The 17137-nt window shown below is 42.7% G+C and carries 10 protein-coding genes; 2 read left to right on the top strand and 8 right to left on the bottom strand.

The annotated features are described in order from the left end of the window. Positions 1-261 precede the first annotated feature (261 nt). Entirely contained in the window at positions 262-720 is a 459-nt protein-coding gene (locus NPE20_RS06040; RefSeq protein ID WP_256537711.1) for a hypothetical protein, read from the top strand. Positions 721-743: 23 nt separating this feature from the next. Beyond that, positions 744-1079 (top strand): hypothetical protein, encoded by a 336-nt coding sequence (locus NPE20_RS06045; protein ID WP_256537712.1) that lies wholly within the window; start codon positions 744-746, stop codon positions 1077-1079. A 79-nt stretch (positions 1080-1158) separates the two neighbouring features. On the opposite strand, the gene NPE20_RS06050 is transcribed toward NPE20_RS06045, so the two are convergent. From NPE20_RS06050 to NPE20_RS06085, 8 genes are all read right to left on the bottom strand, one after another. Then, on the bottom strand, positions 1159-1959 hold the full coding sequence (locus NPE20_RS06050; RefSeq protein WP_256537713.1) for a peptidoglycan recognition protein family protein: 801 nt from the start codon (positions 1957-1959) through the stop codon (positions 1159-1161). 1 nt (position 1960) lies between these two features. After that, positions 1961-3163, bottom strand: a complete 1203-nt coding sequence (locus NPE20_RS06055; protein WP_256537714.1) for a hypothetical protein — start codon at positions 3161-3163, stop codon at positions 1961-1963. Between the two features lie 174 nt (positions 3164-3337). Beyond that, positions 3338-4786 (bottom strand): eCIS core domain-containing protein, encoded by a 1449-nt coding sequence (locus NPE20_RS06060; protein ID WP_256537715.1) that lies wholly within the window; start codon positions 4784-4786, stop codon positions 3338-3340. A gap of 4 nt (positions 4787-4790) precedes the next feature. After that, a complete protein-coding gene (locus NPE20_RS06065; RefSeq protein ID WP_256537716.1) occupies positions 4791-8333 on the bottom strand; it encodes an eCIS core domain-containing protein in 3543 nt (1180 codons plus the stop codon). A 22-nt stretch (positions 8334-8355) separates the two neighbouring features. Continuing rightward, positions 8356-10302 (bottom strand): eCIS core domain-containing protein, encoded by a 1947-nt coding sequence (locus NPE20_RS06070; protein ID WP_256537717.1) that lies wholly within the window; start codon positions 10300-10302, stop codon positions 8356-8358. A 15-nt stretch (positions 10303-10317) separates the two neighbouring features. Further along, a complete protein-coding gene (locus NPE20_RS06075; RefSeq protein ID WP_256537718.1) occupies positions 10318-12534 on the bottom strand; it encodes a glycosyltransferase in 2217 nt (738 codons plus the stop codon). A 21-nt stretch (positions 12535-12555) separates the two neighbouring features. After that, on the bottom strand, positions 12556-13632 hold the full coding sequence (locus NPE20_RS06080) for a hypothetical protein (protein ID WP_256537719.1): 1077 nt from the start codon (positions 13630-13632) through the stop codon (positions 12556-12558). Between the two features lie 35 nt (positions 13633-13667). Next, positions 13668-17117, bottom strand: coding sequence for a DUF6519 domain-containing protein (locus NPE20_RS06085; RefSeq protein ID WP_256537720.1), 3450 nt, complete (start codon positions 17115-17117; stop codon positions 13668-13670). Between the last annotated feature and the right edge of the window lie 20 nt (positions 17118-17137).

Below are 17137 nucleotides of genomic sequence, written 5' to 3' on the forward strand. Positions count from 1 at the left end.
AATACAACGTCAATGACTACTTATAGCTATTTACAGGGCGTAGATAGTTATGTAACAATAGCTCAGTTAATGCTTAAGGACGCACATAAAAAGCATATAAATGACCACCAGTAGCTATTTTTTACTTCGGGATATAATATCAATTTAGTGTACCATTAGCCTGATTATCGTTAAAGTATTTTTAACTTAATATTAAGTGTGCCCTATCACGTAATATATGAGCTATCAATAATATATTTGTTTAACATAAACCCTTATATCATGTATTTACAACTTACAAAAGCCAGGTATTGGCTCTTGGGCCTAATTACCCCCATAATATTTACCGCTTGCCATGTTGTGCTAATAGGCGCATATGACCAAAATGTTGATCAGAGTATTCAACAGATCTCAACAGAAGTATCTACCCTGTTGGTTAAACTCGAAAAAAACGTTGATGATAATCAGCCGGCAGAAAACAAGTACGAAAAATTTAGGGATACTTACATTAATTTATACGGACAGGTAGAAAACCTCAAGATCCGGACAATGGCTCTGCCTAAGTATTCTAAAATTACTGAAATGGTTGTTCTGCTCAACAAAAATATACACGATCTGGAAGCACTGCATAAAACAGGTTTCACCGACAAACGACTTATTGAAACCACAAAAACGTTAATTGAAACGTCGTTGCAGGCCATGCTTACTGCACAAAATGCGCTTAAACGGGAATCTGTTTAATTTAACCTTTAAAACTTATCGACATGAGTACAATTGATTTCTCAAAAATATTAGGCGATATGCTTGGTGCCGCTAAAGCGCAGTTAGCCGATAAATGGCCTGCGGTTGAAAGCCTGGCTACATCATCTATAAAAACATTAGCCCAAAGTTTAGTAGACATAGAAGAGATGTCCCTTAAAGGCACTATAACTAAAGAACAGGCGGCATTATTATTAAATATGCATAAAAACACCGCTAAAATGGTTTTACTATCTGTAGAGGTTGTTGGAATTGTAGCAGCAGAACAGGCTATTAATGCAGCCTTAGATGTAGTAAAAGATGCAATAAATAACACTATAGGATTTGGGCTTATATCTTGATAATAGACTCAATAAAAATATTATAAACAAAAAATGCCGGGTCATAAGCCCGGCATTTTAACTGATCTACTATTAACTATTATATTTTGTCCAATATCAGCCATGATTTTGGGCCAACTATACCATCCGGCACTATGCCATTCTTTGATTGAAAGCTGCGTACCGCGGCTTCTGTTTTTGGCCCAAAATTGCCATCTTGCTCTAAACGCAGCTTTTGTTGTATCTGCTTTACAAGGCCTGTATCGTTATTGCCCCCACGGCGAATTGTGGCGCGGCCGGCTTTACCATTTTGTGCAGGTTCAGCAGCTGGTATTACCCTCGGCGGAGGTGCATTGCCGTTCAATATATCTCTTACAGATGTTCTAAAACCAACCATATCAAACACCGGATCGCTTTTGCGGCCTTTGGGCAAGGCATATTCTTTATGCCCTGCACACCATTCGTGGCTTTGCCCAACATGTTTAAGTATGGCAGCTACCCCGCGGTGATACGCATCAAGCTGTATCTCGGGCCAGGGGAAATCGTCAGCGCCGCCGGTATTTTCGGCTTCAATGCCAATAAAATTTGTGTTGCCATTTACTACACCATTCCAAATGCCCTGCCCGGCATGGAAGCATTTTCCTGCAGCAATAATATAATAAGTCCCATCGCGACCAAGCCCAAGCTGTGACAACGGCCCCGGCAGATCAGATCGTCCTTTAATTAGCGTGTTTAACGTTGGCATGTTTCCATGCTTACCGGGTGTTGCGGTATGATGGCATATTACACCAAATATACGGCCAACGTCGCCGTGGCCCCTATCTTCCCAACCCGGGCAAAGTGATACTTTTAAACCGGCTTCCTGTAATACAGTGGGTAGCCATATTAATGATTTTGGCATATTATACAACGCCTCCCTGCGTTGGTGGTAAATCTTCGTCGTTGGTTTTATCTGTAGCCTCTACATCACATCCATCAACTTCAGTATCATCATCGGCCACACTTGGTTGCTGCCCCTGCGATATTGTTGGTGTAGCAGCAACTGCCTGCTGAATAGTCGGAAATGCAACTACAGGTGCAGTAACTACCGGGGCTGTGGTATCAGGCGTTGCAACTTGTACCTTATTTGTGGGTGCTTGCCTGTCTTCAGAGGCTTCTTCCTGACTTTTTTCGTGCGGCTTAACTGTTGAACGGATAACCATTACCTTATTTAGGATATCAAACCAAAATGGCGCGCCCAATGAAGCTGCTAGGGCAGTTAATAACCAACCTATTATCCCGCCAAAAAAAATACCTACTAATGAGTTAGCATCGGTATTGCTGTTTAATTGCGACCAGCCAATTGGCAAGCCCAGGCTATTTAATTCGGCTTTAGCACTGTCATAGGTCTGATTATCGGGTGCTCCTTGTTTGTTTATAGCTTCAGCCTTTTTAACAAGCATTTCGCGGGCAGTTTCATTTTTTGTAAGATAATCTGCTATGGTTAATGTATTAATATTTAGCCCGATGGATACCAATAACGCCACCGCGAAAATAATGATCTGCGTAGAGCGCTTATACCAGCCGGATACCCTGTCCATACCACTGTTATACCAATCTTCGATGTTTGCTTGAGCCTTATTCAGATCGCCCTGGGCCGAATCAATGGCATTTATCAACAGCCTCTGTACAGTTGGGCTGCCCAGGTTTGCCACATTTTGTCTCAAAATATCAAGCGATATCACCGGCGTATTTGGGTCGCTGTTCACATCATTGGTTATTGGCCCGCGCGCAGCTATATCTATTATTGCTAAAGCAAAGTTTTTTGATGGGATATAGGAAGGTAGATTGCCACCTTTGGCAAATAATGCAGGCGAACCGTTCGTTTTGCCGGGCTTATAACCCTCAGTAAACAATCCAAAAATAAGCGGGTGGTTATAAAGATTTTTTGCCAGGCCTGTACCGGCACTATCTGCAAGCAATTGCCTTATACCATGTTCAAGATAGGCTGCCCTGGTTTTTAGCCAGCTTTCTAATCCCTCGCGAACTGCTGTACAAATTATACTAACCAGTATAAATACAAAGATGACCCCAAGGGCCACCTCAAGCATGTTTGATCCAAACATATTATTACGGTTTAAGTATTAAGATTGATAGATATGGGTTCCTGGTATCTGCAGTGGTTTACGTCTTATAAATTTCCAAAACAAGTATGTCAATTACAATAGCTATCAATAGCCATATTCTAAATAAAACAATGTAAATGTGCACTTTACACGCACAATCGGGCACCAATAACGTTAGTTAGTTTTTTGTTTTAATGCGGCCTTGGCAGCCTTTTTTATAGCATCTTTATCCAAGCCATCAGGCAAGCTATCAACAGCAACATCAATTGCTTTTTCGGTACCGGCCTCTATGCCGTCACGTATTAATTCTTCTGCCTTCTCCCTTATCTTATCAGATAAAGGCAGCTTCTTTAATAGCGGCTTAATAGCTTTATCCATTACACCATCAATAATAAAATCGCTTACACTGGTGTTTTTTTGTGGATTCTTTTTATCAAACTCTTCCACCTGTTTGCGGGCATCTTCCATCTTTTTCCATAAGGCGGTGCTATCCGGATCGCGTACCGGCCCTATCGGCCCCGGGTCTGTGATATCCCCAATGTTGATCTTCGGCTTTTCGGGTGGCTTAGTAAAGGTGACCTCCCTTTCAGGGGGCCGTAATTTCAGGTCCATCCCAAATGAAATTGGATTTTTTTGTACGCTGAACCTCACCTCCACCCGTCTGTTCCTTGGTTCCTGCACATTATCTTTTGTTGGAACAGCAGGCGAGCTTTCGCCTTTACTTTCGGTACTCATAATGGCTTCAGGCACGCCCTCCTGCAGTAAAAAAGCCTTTACGGCATCGGCACGCTCCTGCCCAAGCGATACATTCTTTTCGTCTGTGCCAACCTTATCGGTATGCCCTTTAATGGTTACTGAAGACAGAGAGAATTTTTGCAGAAAATACAGGATCTGTTTAGCTGAATAGCGTAACGTACCCATGCCCTCTTTGGGTATTTCTGCACTACCAAGTTTAAAGCGGCTTATTTCGGCCGAGCCCAAAGCACTTGCAAGTAAGGGGGAAGCAGAATCCCGCAGATCAACCGATGGCATTGCGGCATCCTTATCAGGCGATAGCGGCTGGCGCTGTATCATATTGTTTGAAGCGCCCGTGCCGGATTGTTGTACAACGTGACTAAGTTCGTGAGCAAGCAAATGCTGTCCACCGGTAGAATTATAGTCAACATTTTTATTAAAAACTATATTGCTTCCGTGGGTATATGCTTTAGCGTTTAATGATTCGGCAGATTGCGCAGCTTTGCTATCGTTATGTATTCGCACATTGCTAAAATCATAACCAAAGCGCGACTCCATAAAACCTTTTGTATCATTTTTTAAAGGGCGCCCGCCAGATTGCAGAACATCGTTCACTAACTTATTGGAACCATTCCTTTCCTCTTTCTCTGATGCCGGCAGCGAAGTTGCCGTAGAAAGACGGCTCGCGTTAGTTGACGAGCCTGTAACTTTATTAGCCATGCTATCAGCTTCCTGCTCATGTTTATCACCGGGCGTGTTAACTGTTAATTTTTCCTGAACTTTTGTGGGTGAGGCGGTTAAAGTTTTCCTGGAATGCAACGCCTCCTTATCAGTATTACCAACTTTAAGCAGTCTATCATCCGCTGGTGTTTTTTCATGTGCTCTCATAATCTTACAGCTTAGTTAAAACATATCCAACTTTGGTTTTTAAGTCTATTACTGTCCAGCCGTTGGTTGTACCTACAACATTCACCACATCACCTTTTGCCAGCTTGGCAATTACCTTTGATTGAGGTGTAAAATTGGGATGTGATTGTACAACTACCGGGAATTTCAACGTAGCCCTGTGAGCATCAACATCAACTAAAATGTCGTTTTTCTTGTCATTATCTGTATCAAGATTGGCATCGTTAAGCACTGGTGGCCCTGATGTTTGTATAGATCCCGGAGCCAACCCGATATTTTGTAATATCGAAAGCTCGCTTGCACCATCTAATAATGACTTTACGTTTAATGCAGCCGGGAATTTAGTTGTTTTAACGCCACCAGCGGCTTTAATTAGCATATCCTTAACTTCTACCGGCATTGACGCACCCTCTTTTACAGCCATAGATAGCGCAAGCAGCATTTGGCCCTTAGTTGGCAACGCTGGCGGGGTAAATTTTAATAAGTTGAGTAAATGCGGGCCTAACAGAGCTTTCGACAAAAATGCCGACAGCTTTAATCGTTTCAAGGCTGTGGCTTGTAACACACTCATAAAATTGGGCTCGTGCGCGGCATCTATATGCATCCACGCCTCCTGCACTACAACAGGTAAATGCGGCGAAGTTTTAAAATCTGATGCCAGCATTACCGGGAAAAGTTTAGGCGCTTCGGTACCCCTTACAGTTACAGCCAAATGATCTACATTAGCCATCTCTTCCCAACCAACAAATAGCCAGTATGATACCCTGTGTGCCAGATCATTTATAACTTGTGGGTCAACGTCGCCAACGGCAGGCAGCGCTAATTCAAATGCCATACGCGTAAGTGTTACGTACCAATTTTTGTCGTTTTTCACCTTAGATACGTGCTTCTTCATGGCTTTGGTGGTCCAGTCGGGGCCAAAATTAGGATCGGCCCAGGTTTCAAGGGCAGCACGTAAAGCACCTTCAGGTTCAATACCTGTTTTAACATATTCATCTTTTGTTCCGCCGATATCGGGGTCACCGCTAAAACCAAGCTTTGCCTTACCGCTTGCGTCAAGTGTAAAGGCATTGAACTGGGTGGACGCATTTGCCGCCTCCACCCTGCCCTTTATCTTTAACATGGCCATCCGTGCATTTACCTTATCCCTGAGGTTAGGATTGGCCTTAATAGCCGCATTAATTTCTGCCGCTGCATTTTTAGTACTTGTTATCACACCAGCTTTAACATTGTGCGAACCCACTAAACAACCGGCAAAAACAATCCGTGCCTGGTTAGGATCCATTCTTTGCAATGCCTCATCAATAAGCTTTTCAGAATCACCATCGGCTTCACCAAACTTCAAATCCTTCTGGTCATAACCTACGGTTTTATCACTTGATGATTTTGCGTTTGTTCCGGGTGTAATTTGTTCAACAGAATCGTCCTGCCCGTGCCCTGCAATAACTACTTGCCCCAAAATTGGTTTCGGAGCGCCTTTTAGTATCTGTCCGTAATCGTCGGCAACTTTATCGAGCCTTGCAATTTCACCTTTAAGGTCTGTAGCACCTTGTATAAGCAATGCCAGGTTTTTAATATTCAGCACAACCTTCTCCAGGTTTTCTGCCTGCAGGAACGCACCATTCCAGTCCAGCCCGCTCATTAATATGAGCAGCACGGGCCGTTTACGGGTTTTATCTGTAATGTTTTTAACCAGCCGTTTTCGGGTATTTGGTGTAAACACATGCAGGTCATGTACCCAATCTGTAAGAGTTATGTAGACAGCCAGGCCCTCTTTTAGTAAAGCAACAAGCGGGTCGGCCTCCTTTGGATTTTCAATTGTGGGCTTAAACCTGGTGTAGTAATCTTTAAAATCGCCTATCAGTTTCCCGTCAACCAGTTTTTCAAAATGTGCCTGGTCAATACAAATTCGTAATACAAGGCCTGGTACAAATGCTTTAAGATCCGTCATGGCCTTACCCAGCTCTATTATACGGGCAAGCTTATTATGTGGCGCGGTAATACGGATGGTTTGCGCAGCAAGATCTGCCCCGGCCGCATAAGCCATGATGAAAGGCATATCCGGCGTGCCTATCGCGGCACCCAATTCCGTTAGCAGGATTAGCCCGAGAGCCGTATTTACATAATCGCCCTGGTGAAGTGTATCTGCTACTTTCCATAGCAGGTCCTTATCAGCTTCGGATAAAGAAGGTTCTAAAAACCAATCAGCTTGTTTGGTTATATAGTTATGAAACTCATCAACCGTTATTCCTTTCTTTAAAGGCGTCCCGTCTCCCAAAAGTGTGTCATGATCTTTCCGCTCTGCTTTAACGATATTAACCGGTTCGGGACCAATCTGAATTTTCTTTTTAGCTACGTCGGCAAGTATCGTTTCTAATTCTTTATGGTTATCTCCATTTATTTTATCAAGCAGTTCAGCTGGGTCTATCATGCTTAACAAAAACCCAACTTCGTTATCAGCAGAACCTTTAAGCAGTTCAAGTATTGCGGCTTCGTCATCTCCAAGTGTTGGGCCTGAAAGCATTTCCTTTATCAACATCAGCTTATTCTGCTGTGTAAGATTTATTTTTTTCGCTTTCCATTTCCTGACAATTATGCGTGCTTTATCGTCACTATCGTAATCATCTTCAATTTCTCCGGAATTGATTTCCTCCAGATATTTATCAAGCACATCATCGCTAAAGTCGGGCTCATCGCCAAAAATGCTTAGGAACGCCCTGCCCAGGTTGCTAAAAAAGCCTCCGGCAGTTTTGCCTTTACGCTGTACAAAACCATTGGTTTGTACGGCGTCCGATTGTTGTATAACATGGGTTAGTTCGTGCCCCAATAAACGTTTCCCGTCAATAGTTTGGATAGAATACCGGTTGCTATTAAATACAATATTATTTGCCGATGTGTAAGCTAACGCATTAATAGATTGCGCCGACCTGTTGGCCGCAGCATCTGTATGGATCCGTACTTTTGAAAAATCATACCCAAATTTTGGTTCAAAATAACTTCTGGCTTCCTGTGACAGTGGAGCGCCGGAATTAGAAAGGCTATTTAAATAGCCATGCATATTATTGTTTACCTGCGGATGGCGAGTAGTACTTTCTTTTCTTTGTATAGGCTTCTTCTCATCCTCTTCTTCGCAATGAGCACATTTGCGCTGCACAACAGGCATTGTGCGGGTAAACGGTTTCGAGGCAATTTTACTTTTACTATCAATTTGTAAAACGCGTTCGGCCATAGCGTCCGCTTCCTGCTCAAATTTATCGCCAGGTACGTTAATAGATAGTTTAGTTTGAACAGGGAGATTTGATGAGCTGAATAGCGGGATGCTACTAAATGCAATTACAGGTTTTTTATTATCTCCGGGAGGAGCATCTGCCGGGCGGGAGGCTGAAGGCTTAAATAATTTACCTGAACCCGGGGCACCTTTTTTTGATTGATTTTTATTCTTTTCGTTTTGTTGCTCTGTAGCCGACGCTTTTTGGGTATCGGCTTTATTTTGTAAACCTGCTTTTTGAATTGGCGCGTGGGTTGACATTTCAGTTTGAATTTTAGCTACGCTATCTGCAACTTACTATACCGCTTGCCCTACCTGCAGGCGTGGCTATAAAGGCATCCTGAGTAGTACCCACCTGGTCTACATTGGTGCAGCTGTCTACATTCATAGCCCTCATAAAACCGTTAATAGTGGTAAAATCTGCAGCTCTTACTGTACCTAATGCAATTGATGGGAAATTATGTGATGCTATGAAATCAATAAATCCTTTACCGTGGCTACCTTCGTGAAACCGCAAGGTTGTGCCCTTCCATCTTACATCCTGGGCAGTTGTACCTCTGCCGTAGGCAGAAGGGTTATCAACCGTACCCATGTTCTGAAAGCTTGTTTGTATAGTGACAACAAGTTTAGAAGGGAGTGTGAGAGGCGTGCGGGTCCTGCCACTAACTGTAAAAAAGCCGGTTATTAAACCACTGGGATCTAACGAAAATTGGAATGAAGATGTCGGCAGGTTTGTTTTAAATGAAGTGGCGTTACCGCTACCTCCGCTCGTATCAGGCAAAACAATAACATCCACATTAGGGAAGCTCATGGTGAAACCACCCGCGCTATTTACAACCGCAGCATCGGGCACTGGTGTAGATGTTTGCGTTTGCGTATGTAAAAACTGCTGGAGCTTGGTGGTTGTTTCGCCTGTTTGGGCACTTAAATTTTTAGTATCTGTTTCCTTTTTTAATTTATCAGCAGTAGAAAGCCCCCTTAAACGAGTATTGGTTTTTGGATCATTTAAATCGGCATCTGTAAGCCTGTTCTGGTCAAACTTCCAATCAAGCAGGGTCTCATTTGCTGATCTTACAATTTCGGTCTTCCCATTTTCATCTCCGTTTATATAGGCAATCACCTGGTCGTTCTTAACAAACTTACCCATATCGGTCAATTTTTTAAGATAGCTCTGTTGTTCGGTACCGGCTAACGCCTTTAATTTAGCGGTAATTTTATCATTAGTAAGGTCTTCGTTATCTATACGGGCCTGTTTATACCTATTATCATCCACCTTCTCTATTAAGGGTACCAGCATTGCTTTCCTTTTCATTGGGTCGGCCTCATCCCAATAGGCTTTGCCAATTATTGCCATATTTCTATCGTCGGTATCAATATTGGTAACGTTCCCCATTGATGAGCCCGAAAACTTACGCCCATCTTTTGGGAAGAACAGATGTATATCATCCCAAAACTTTTTTGAAGGTGCCATGCCTATGCTTTTACCGTCCCACCAGTTGGCCACCTTTGGGGGGGCTGGCGCCCGTTGTATAGCTTTGCCCTGGCGCTGTTGTATAACATGTGTTAACTCGTGCCCCAATAACTTTTTACCGGTAGTGGTTTGCGGATCGTATTGCCCACTATTAAACACAATATTATTGCTTGTTGTATAAGCCAACGCGTTAATAGAACTGGCCGATTGTGTAGCTGCTGTATCTATATGGATGCGAACTTTTGAAAAATCGTACCCGAACCTTGGTTCAAAATAATTTCTGGCCTGTTGAGGAAGTGGTGCGCCTGAGTTATGAAGCCCATTCAAATAACCCGTCATGCCATCATTTACCTTTGGGTGGCCGGCATTGCTTTCTTTCCTTTGTAACTGCTTTTTCTTTTCTTCCTCTTCGCAATGCGAACATTTACGTTGTACAACAGGTGTTATTGCATTTATTGTTTGTGGCGATGCAACAGAACGGGTATCCATTTTTAGTACGCGTTCGGCCATAGCATCCGCTTCCTGCTCAAATTTGTCGCCGGGCTGGTTAACTGATAATTTTGTTTGAATGTAATGAGACGTGTTACTGAATAACGGGATGGCGTTGAAACCTTTTGACGCGGCATATCGCGGGGAAGAAGGACTTAATAATTTGCCTGGATCGGGCATACTTTTCTTTGCCTGATGCGCACCTTTACCTGCTTCTTTAACTGCCGTTGCGGTATCCTTTTGTTTTTCAAGTAGTGCGCGATCTGCCATTATGGGGATTACTAATTATAGTTTTTGTACAACAATCAGGCTTTTAGCTTTATCTATTTCTATATAATCACCTGTTGAAAGTGTCTCGTTAACAAAGCTCATTACTCCGGGGAAGTAATCTGCATAATCGTGGAATGCTATATAACCGCCGGGGCTTACCCATTTGGCAAAATGTTTAAAGTCGCGCGAAACGTTCATGTAATCGTGCATGCCATCAATAAACAATAGTGATATTGGCTTATCCCACATAACATTAAAAGAGTAATCTTTTATCAGTTCAACCTGGCTGGTAAGGCCTTGTTGCTCAATATTTCTGGTAAACGACTCCAGCGTTGGTGCAAGCTCTTCTATTATCTTATCGGCATCGCCAACAACCCCTTCATGCGGGTCAATAGCGTAAACCTTAGCCCCCGGGAAATAAGCTTTTACAACACTGCCAAAAAGCACAGTAGATTTCCCCTGGAAACTCCCTACCTCCACAATTGAGTGCGGCTGTGGCAGCTCAATACATGCTTTAAGAGTTGCTGACAATAGCAGATCTGCTTCGGCCTCGTCCAGCCAACCCATTATATCTTTAACTTTTTTAAATAACTCCAGTGTAGATAACATATGGTTTGTGGGTTTATTTTCACACGTGTATTTATTGTAATTGTTAAACTGCTGCCTTATTTGTGTACGAATAGGGTCGTTATACTCGCGTACAACAGGATGGATCCAGTACACATCGGGTCTGTTAAAAGCATCTATTACTTCAGTTAAGGAATAATCTTTTTTGTATTGTACAAAATCATAACTATTAGGATTTGCTTCTATCTTAAAACCTAGCAAGGCGGTTAAGGTTGGCAATATCACTTCCTCGGTAGCCCATATCTCCGATTTTTGCATGATCTGCCGGAGCTGGTTATTGTGTCTGAATATCTTTACCAGTTCTTTTACCGCATCGGCTGTAAAAACCGTTGACGGCCAGAACGACCAGTGCAGGAATTTGCTTTCCCCATCTTTAAACTGATTTAAAAGCGGTTTCCACAGGTCATATTCTTTAAAGGCTTGTATAGAAGTGTAGATGTGAATATCATGCTGTGTGATGCGTTTAGGCAGATTGGAGAGTACGCCTACGTTTTTTAAAGGGTACAGAAATTTAGCTATCTGCAAGCTGTGGTTCGGCCGCAGGCAAAGCTGGTCAGAATCTACTATGGTTATAATATCGAACGAAAAGTTTTTCAGGCAAAACTCCATGCAATCCAGCGCAAAACTGTGCAGGTAGCCATACTTTATTACTTTTGAATTAGGACAGATAATTGCCCCATATTTTTCGTACGGAAACCCGCTTGAAAACAGTTGCTTATTTTCTCCTCCGTTATAAAGCAAAATAACAGAGTCAGGGTCATGGTAATGAAGGTTTTTTACAAGATCTACTACACAATCTTCCCTCTCGTGTACGCAACAAGTATATATATTTTTAAGTGGCTTTACAGTTCGGTTAACATATTGGGTAATGTTAATATCATGATGCTGGGTAGGATGTATTATTGAATGACCATTATGATGATACCGGTCAAAATCATGATTCATTATGTTTTTTATCTCATCAACCGATGAGCTTTGCCACCATGGGCCGTCCGTTTGTTTGGGGCTAACGTTGCTGTCGTGGATCAGGTGGACGGCAATACTGCTATCGGGCAGTGCGGTGATCTTATCCTCGCTTGTGCCCCAAACAAAATAAGCGTCCATCCCAACGTCGATGTCCGCAAATTTATTTTTGTTCCACAGTTCACGTGTATAACATAACGAACTACCTAATAGCCAAACCCTTTGATTTACCGGATAGGTATAAGTATGCGCCGCATGGTTACGTATGTCATAATACAACAACCTGTTTATACCGCATACATCAACAGCATAATTGTTTAGCGCATTTACCTGGTAAGTAATGCGATGTGGGGCATACCAGTCATCATCATCCCAGTTGATCAGAATATTTCCCTGCGAATATTCGCAAGCCATGTTTAACTTGGCACCAAGGGTTATCTTTTCATCAAGCTGGTAGTAACGGATATTATCGGCATCAGGTACAAGATCTTTTATCTTATCTGTACCGTCGTCAATTATAATTAGTTCCTTGTTCGGATAATCCTGCCGTAAAAAGTATTGAATAGCATGAGGTACAAATTCGCGTCGGTTATAAGTGGGCATGATACAGGAAACCAAGTTGATATTTTTCTCGGATACCATGTTCAGGTCTTATTAGTATGATTATTTTATTCTTCCTTCACCGGGGTTTTGCAATCCGGTTATATTTGGTTTTCCCGTTATGTTTGGTGTACCGGTTATGTTTGGCGTTTCCGTTATATTTGGTGTTCCGGTTATTCCTTGTGTTTTTATCAGTTTTGAGAATGAATCTGATGTAATTATATTTTTCATCTCCAGGTGATCTTTTTGCAGCGCTTCCATCTGCACTTTAAGCTGGTTTATCATCGCGTCTTTTGCCGCAGCCTCTTGTTTTGTTACAGCAAGTTCTTCGTTAAGTTTTACAAATTGTTCCTGCGTTACCACGTTTACTTGTGGTGCTCCCGTTGAAGGCACCTGTGTTGACGGAGTTTGTGCGGTATCTTTCACAATGGTGTAATACTTAACCTTTCCGTTTTCCTGGTATAAGTTCACTTTTTGCCCGGCCGCAACCTTTATTGGCGCTGAGGTAAGGATTTTAAACGAATCTGAATTGAGTGTAGGGTTATAAGGTAATACTTCTTTTACCTCAACCTGCTGAGCCTGCAAATTAGTTGTGGCGGCGGCAACATCCTGCCCAAAAACACCGGCGGTACTTGTTGTTGGTTTAACCTTAACAGGAGCTATGTCTGCATTTTTAAATGCATTGGATAGCATATCAGTAAGAAAACCAAAGGGCATAGAGGCTTTTTCTTTGGTTTGATTATACACCCCTTTGAAATCAGACTGCTGTACAAAATTGGCCGCTCTTAAAACCTGTGTTGTGTTAACGCGATCTTTACCTACCGGTCGTTCGGCACGCACTTCCTGCCGGATATAGATAGTTACATCGTCTTCGCTTTGTGTGTTCCAGGTAACCGAATTATCTGTACTGGTGAAGGGTTTACCTTCTTTGAACACTTTAAACATAAGTGCAGGAGGGGTTTCAATACCCAACTGCCCCAGATCAAGCACTGTGCTAAACCGCCCGTGGTCATCCGTTTTCAAGGTGGTCATGGCGCGTTGGAACCGTGTTGATTTATCCCATACCTCAACAGTAACACCTGTTACACCGGTATTGGTTTGGGCATCTAAAACCTGCCCGGTAATATTTAGTGAACTCATAATTACAGTTTATTATAATTTAAACACATCCTATTTTATACAACTGTACAGCAGAATTTAATAAAGGCTTGTTTTAACACCGGTAGTATTGGAACAGTTGACATCCAATACTCTACCGATGGGAACGATTTTACATACTTACGCTTACTAAAGTTGCATATATGGTATACCTGCCTGTTGCGTATTTCTACGCTTCCCAGGTAAACCTTGTTGGCTTCGGTACATTGCGGGCAATCAATAAGAAACTCTTCGCAGAACCCATCTTTCAGATATTCTATCAGGTGCTTAAAGATATCCTTATAAGCTGCAAGTATATCATCGCGATAATAGGCAAGGTCTAAAGGTGGATCGGTTGTATAATTTGGCGCTTGTGCAGCAAACGTAGCTTGTATATCAAATACGGTTAAAGTGTTCACCAAAGTATTAAGCACATAACCTTTTTTATTAAAATTATTCACTACGATACCCATCGGGAACAATTGTACCGGTATCCGGAATTGCGGGTGAAGCTGCAGCGCGGCACCAGTAGCCGGGTTATCTAATGATACTCTTATCACTTTAAATTTATCTGCCAGTGTAATAAGCAGATCAAAAGAATTAGCTATCGGCAAAAGCGCCAGCCGGAAAATTGAACTGGCTTCTAATACCAATGGACTGATCAGCGCACCGGTATTTTGGTCAAAACCGCCCAGTACATCTGCACCAGCGGCATTAGTACCGGTAATGTATATCTTTTTGTTAAAAAATAATATATCATTGTTTCCATTTTCACCGGTAAAAGTGAAGAACGAATCATTAACAACAACTCCCGGTACACTGATGTTAAAGATATTTACGCGACTAAACGCCGTGCCCCCACTGGTGCTTGCTGCTGCAAATGCAAACACACCATCATCAGAAAAAGTAAGTAAACCGGTTGGGTGAAAGCCTTCGCGTACCGGTGTACTAGCAAAGGCTGCCGTGCCTATATTAGTTAGCTCGTATATACCTTCATTGACAGATACGGCATATATCTGGTTGCTATTAGGCCTTATGGCCAGCGTTACAAACTTTCTACCGCATTTTGGCGATGTGCTGGTCCATGTATGCTTGCCTGCTGCATCAATAGAAGCAATTGCAAAGTAAGAATCGTTATTATCAATTACTCCAATGGCATAAAGCGATTTGCCATCTGCCGAGATGGCGATATCTGAAACCACCACATTGCTGGTAGACGGGAATGTAAGGATCTGTGCAACTTCATTGGTTTTTAGGTTATATACAGTTATACTATTGCCAAAGCCGCATGTGTAAGCAAAGCTACCGCTTGGGTCGAGCTTTATTTTATTGTAAAACTTAAGCGGAGTGCCAAAAACGGTATCTAAGCCTGCATCAAGCGGATAATCTGGAAATTGATTATCCTGATCATACATGGCGCAGAAAGTGGAGCTGGATAATAATTCCCTTAGCTCGTTAAAAAAACACCATATCAACTGGTCTTCATAAACTTTTTCATCGGTATTGGCACCGCAATCTTTAGTTATATCCCTTTTACCCTTTTGCCCCGAGATGTATGCGTAAGACCCGCTTGCCGAGTTTATTAGTTGGGCAAATAAGTTGATCATGGCTGTAAGCCGACGCTGTTCTACAGGTACAGGTACTTGTTCGGTTAGTGAGAAGGATAGTTGCTTTTTAGCGAAAGTGATAACGTTGAGTATATAATCGTCAAAAAAGTCTTTAAGTAACGAGTTTTCTAAAACCTCTTCCCAAAAGCTCTTTTGAACATATGTTTCCAGTGCTATCACCGGTGCTTCTGCGCCTTTTGCCGATATAGATAAACACACTGTACCGCTGCCGGTAGCATCTAACAAATTAGCTGCAGCAGCCCGCTCAACCAGATCGTAAGCAATACTACTTTTGGTTTGGACAATGTTACCCTCGCAATCAATAGCATAACCACCGCTTATATTTACCTGCTGCCTGTTAAAACCGCAGCTTACTTTAAGTCCACATACAACGCCGTATCCATGCATTAATTTATGATGCAGGCGGAGATCATTCGCGGCACATAACAGGTCTAAGGCTTCCTGCACATTATCAGCATCGCCCAGGTTGCAGTTATTGTTGTTAAAGCTAACATCCTCGGCGCTAATATCTGTTAATGATGGGAATAGGTGACGGCAATCTTCCAATACAGATGCGCTGCCGTTTATGGTCAACAGGGCAAGCCTGGTATATTTATGGTGAATGCCAATTGGCAACTGCTCAACCGGGTTTAGGTTAGGTATTTGATACGGAGGCCACTCCACCTCGCCGGTAGCCGTTCTGGCGGGTATGAGCCAGTAATTACCTGCTTTATAAGTACCACCAGTAAATTTTACCTGAACACCGTCTTCCAGATCGATCCAGTTATTGGTAGCAGTAACGCCTATAGCTGATGCTGAAGGCCCCGATTGATCCCACCGGCGTAACTTTTTATTTGTGCGGAAACGATAGGATTCAACCGATGCTGCAAAAGTTATTTTACGTGTAGATGGTACCAGGTCGGTTATCTGCATTAAAGGGTTTGGCTTACCTTTAAGGGTAGATTCATCATCAATAATTTCTACCCAATCCCCAATAGCGAAACCAAGCATGGCATCCTTACCTATCGAAGATACGATTATAGAGCTTCCCGAAATATCATCAATAGTGCTTTCTACTGATGCATTATCGCGCGACCATTTAAAGGTAACATTACCTGCGGTGTCAACATTTTGCACCTCTACGCGGTACAACTGATTTTCTAACCTGCGATAGCCCGAGCTTGGCGGCAACAAACAAGGATTTGCATCGGGAGATGTTCTGTTGGTTTGTACATTTAACTTGCCGGTAACCGGTGCTGTTAACGCTAACCACTCTTCGAACGGTGTTTTGCAGGAAACATCCGCATCTTCCGCCGCCGCTACCTTTAAATATTTTACCTGCCACACGCTTTGCAGGCGGGTAGTTGTATCAGCTTCGCCAAGGGCAACTTCATGTATCAGTGGGTCATCCAGATGGTTTATTTCCCGTTGCCAGGCATCCAAATAAACTATATAAGCCCCATTAGGTAAATTTAAGGAGTTAACACCTTCTACCGGGCTTGCCGGCGATGTTAAAGGGCTGCTTAACGGACTGCTTATAAAAATTGAGATATCCGGATTGGGGTAATACGGCTGCTTAAGATAGGTAGTAACTTCGGGGGCATTATCTTCCAGCTCACAAAGTAAGCCTTCTACATATATCCTGCCCGGGGCAATTGCAATATCGGTACCACTGGCAGCAATACTAATATTAAAGCCGTTATTTTTTTTAGGCACACCCGAGGTACCTATTACATCAATAGCTTCGGTATGCGTGCGGTACTGTTCTATATCCAGCTGTTCGTTCCAGTCAGAATCAAGCTGTACACGCCCCTGTTGCATCAGGACTCCCCTGTAATGCTTTTTCTTATTGAAGATTTTACGAGAATAGTCTCCTGGCATTGTTATTCCTCCTGATTTAG

Source organism: Mucilaginibacter aquariorum (assembly GCF_024498135.1).
GTDB lineage: Bacteria > Bacteroidota > Bacteroidia > Sphingobacteriales > Sphingobacteriaceae > Mucilaginibacter > Mucilaginibacter aquariorum.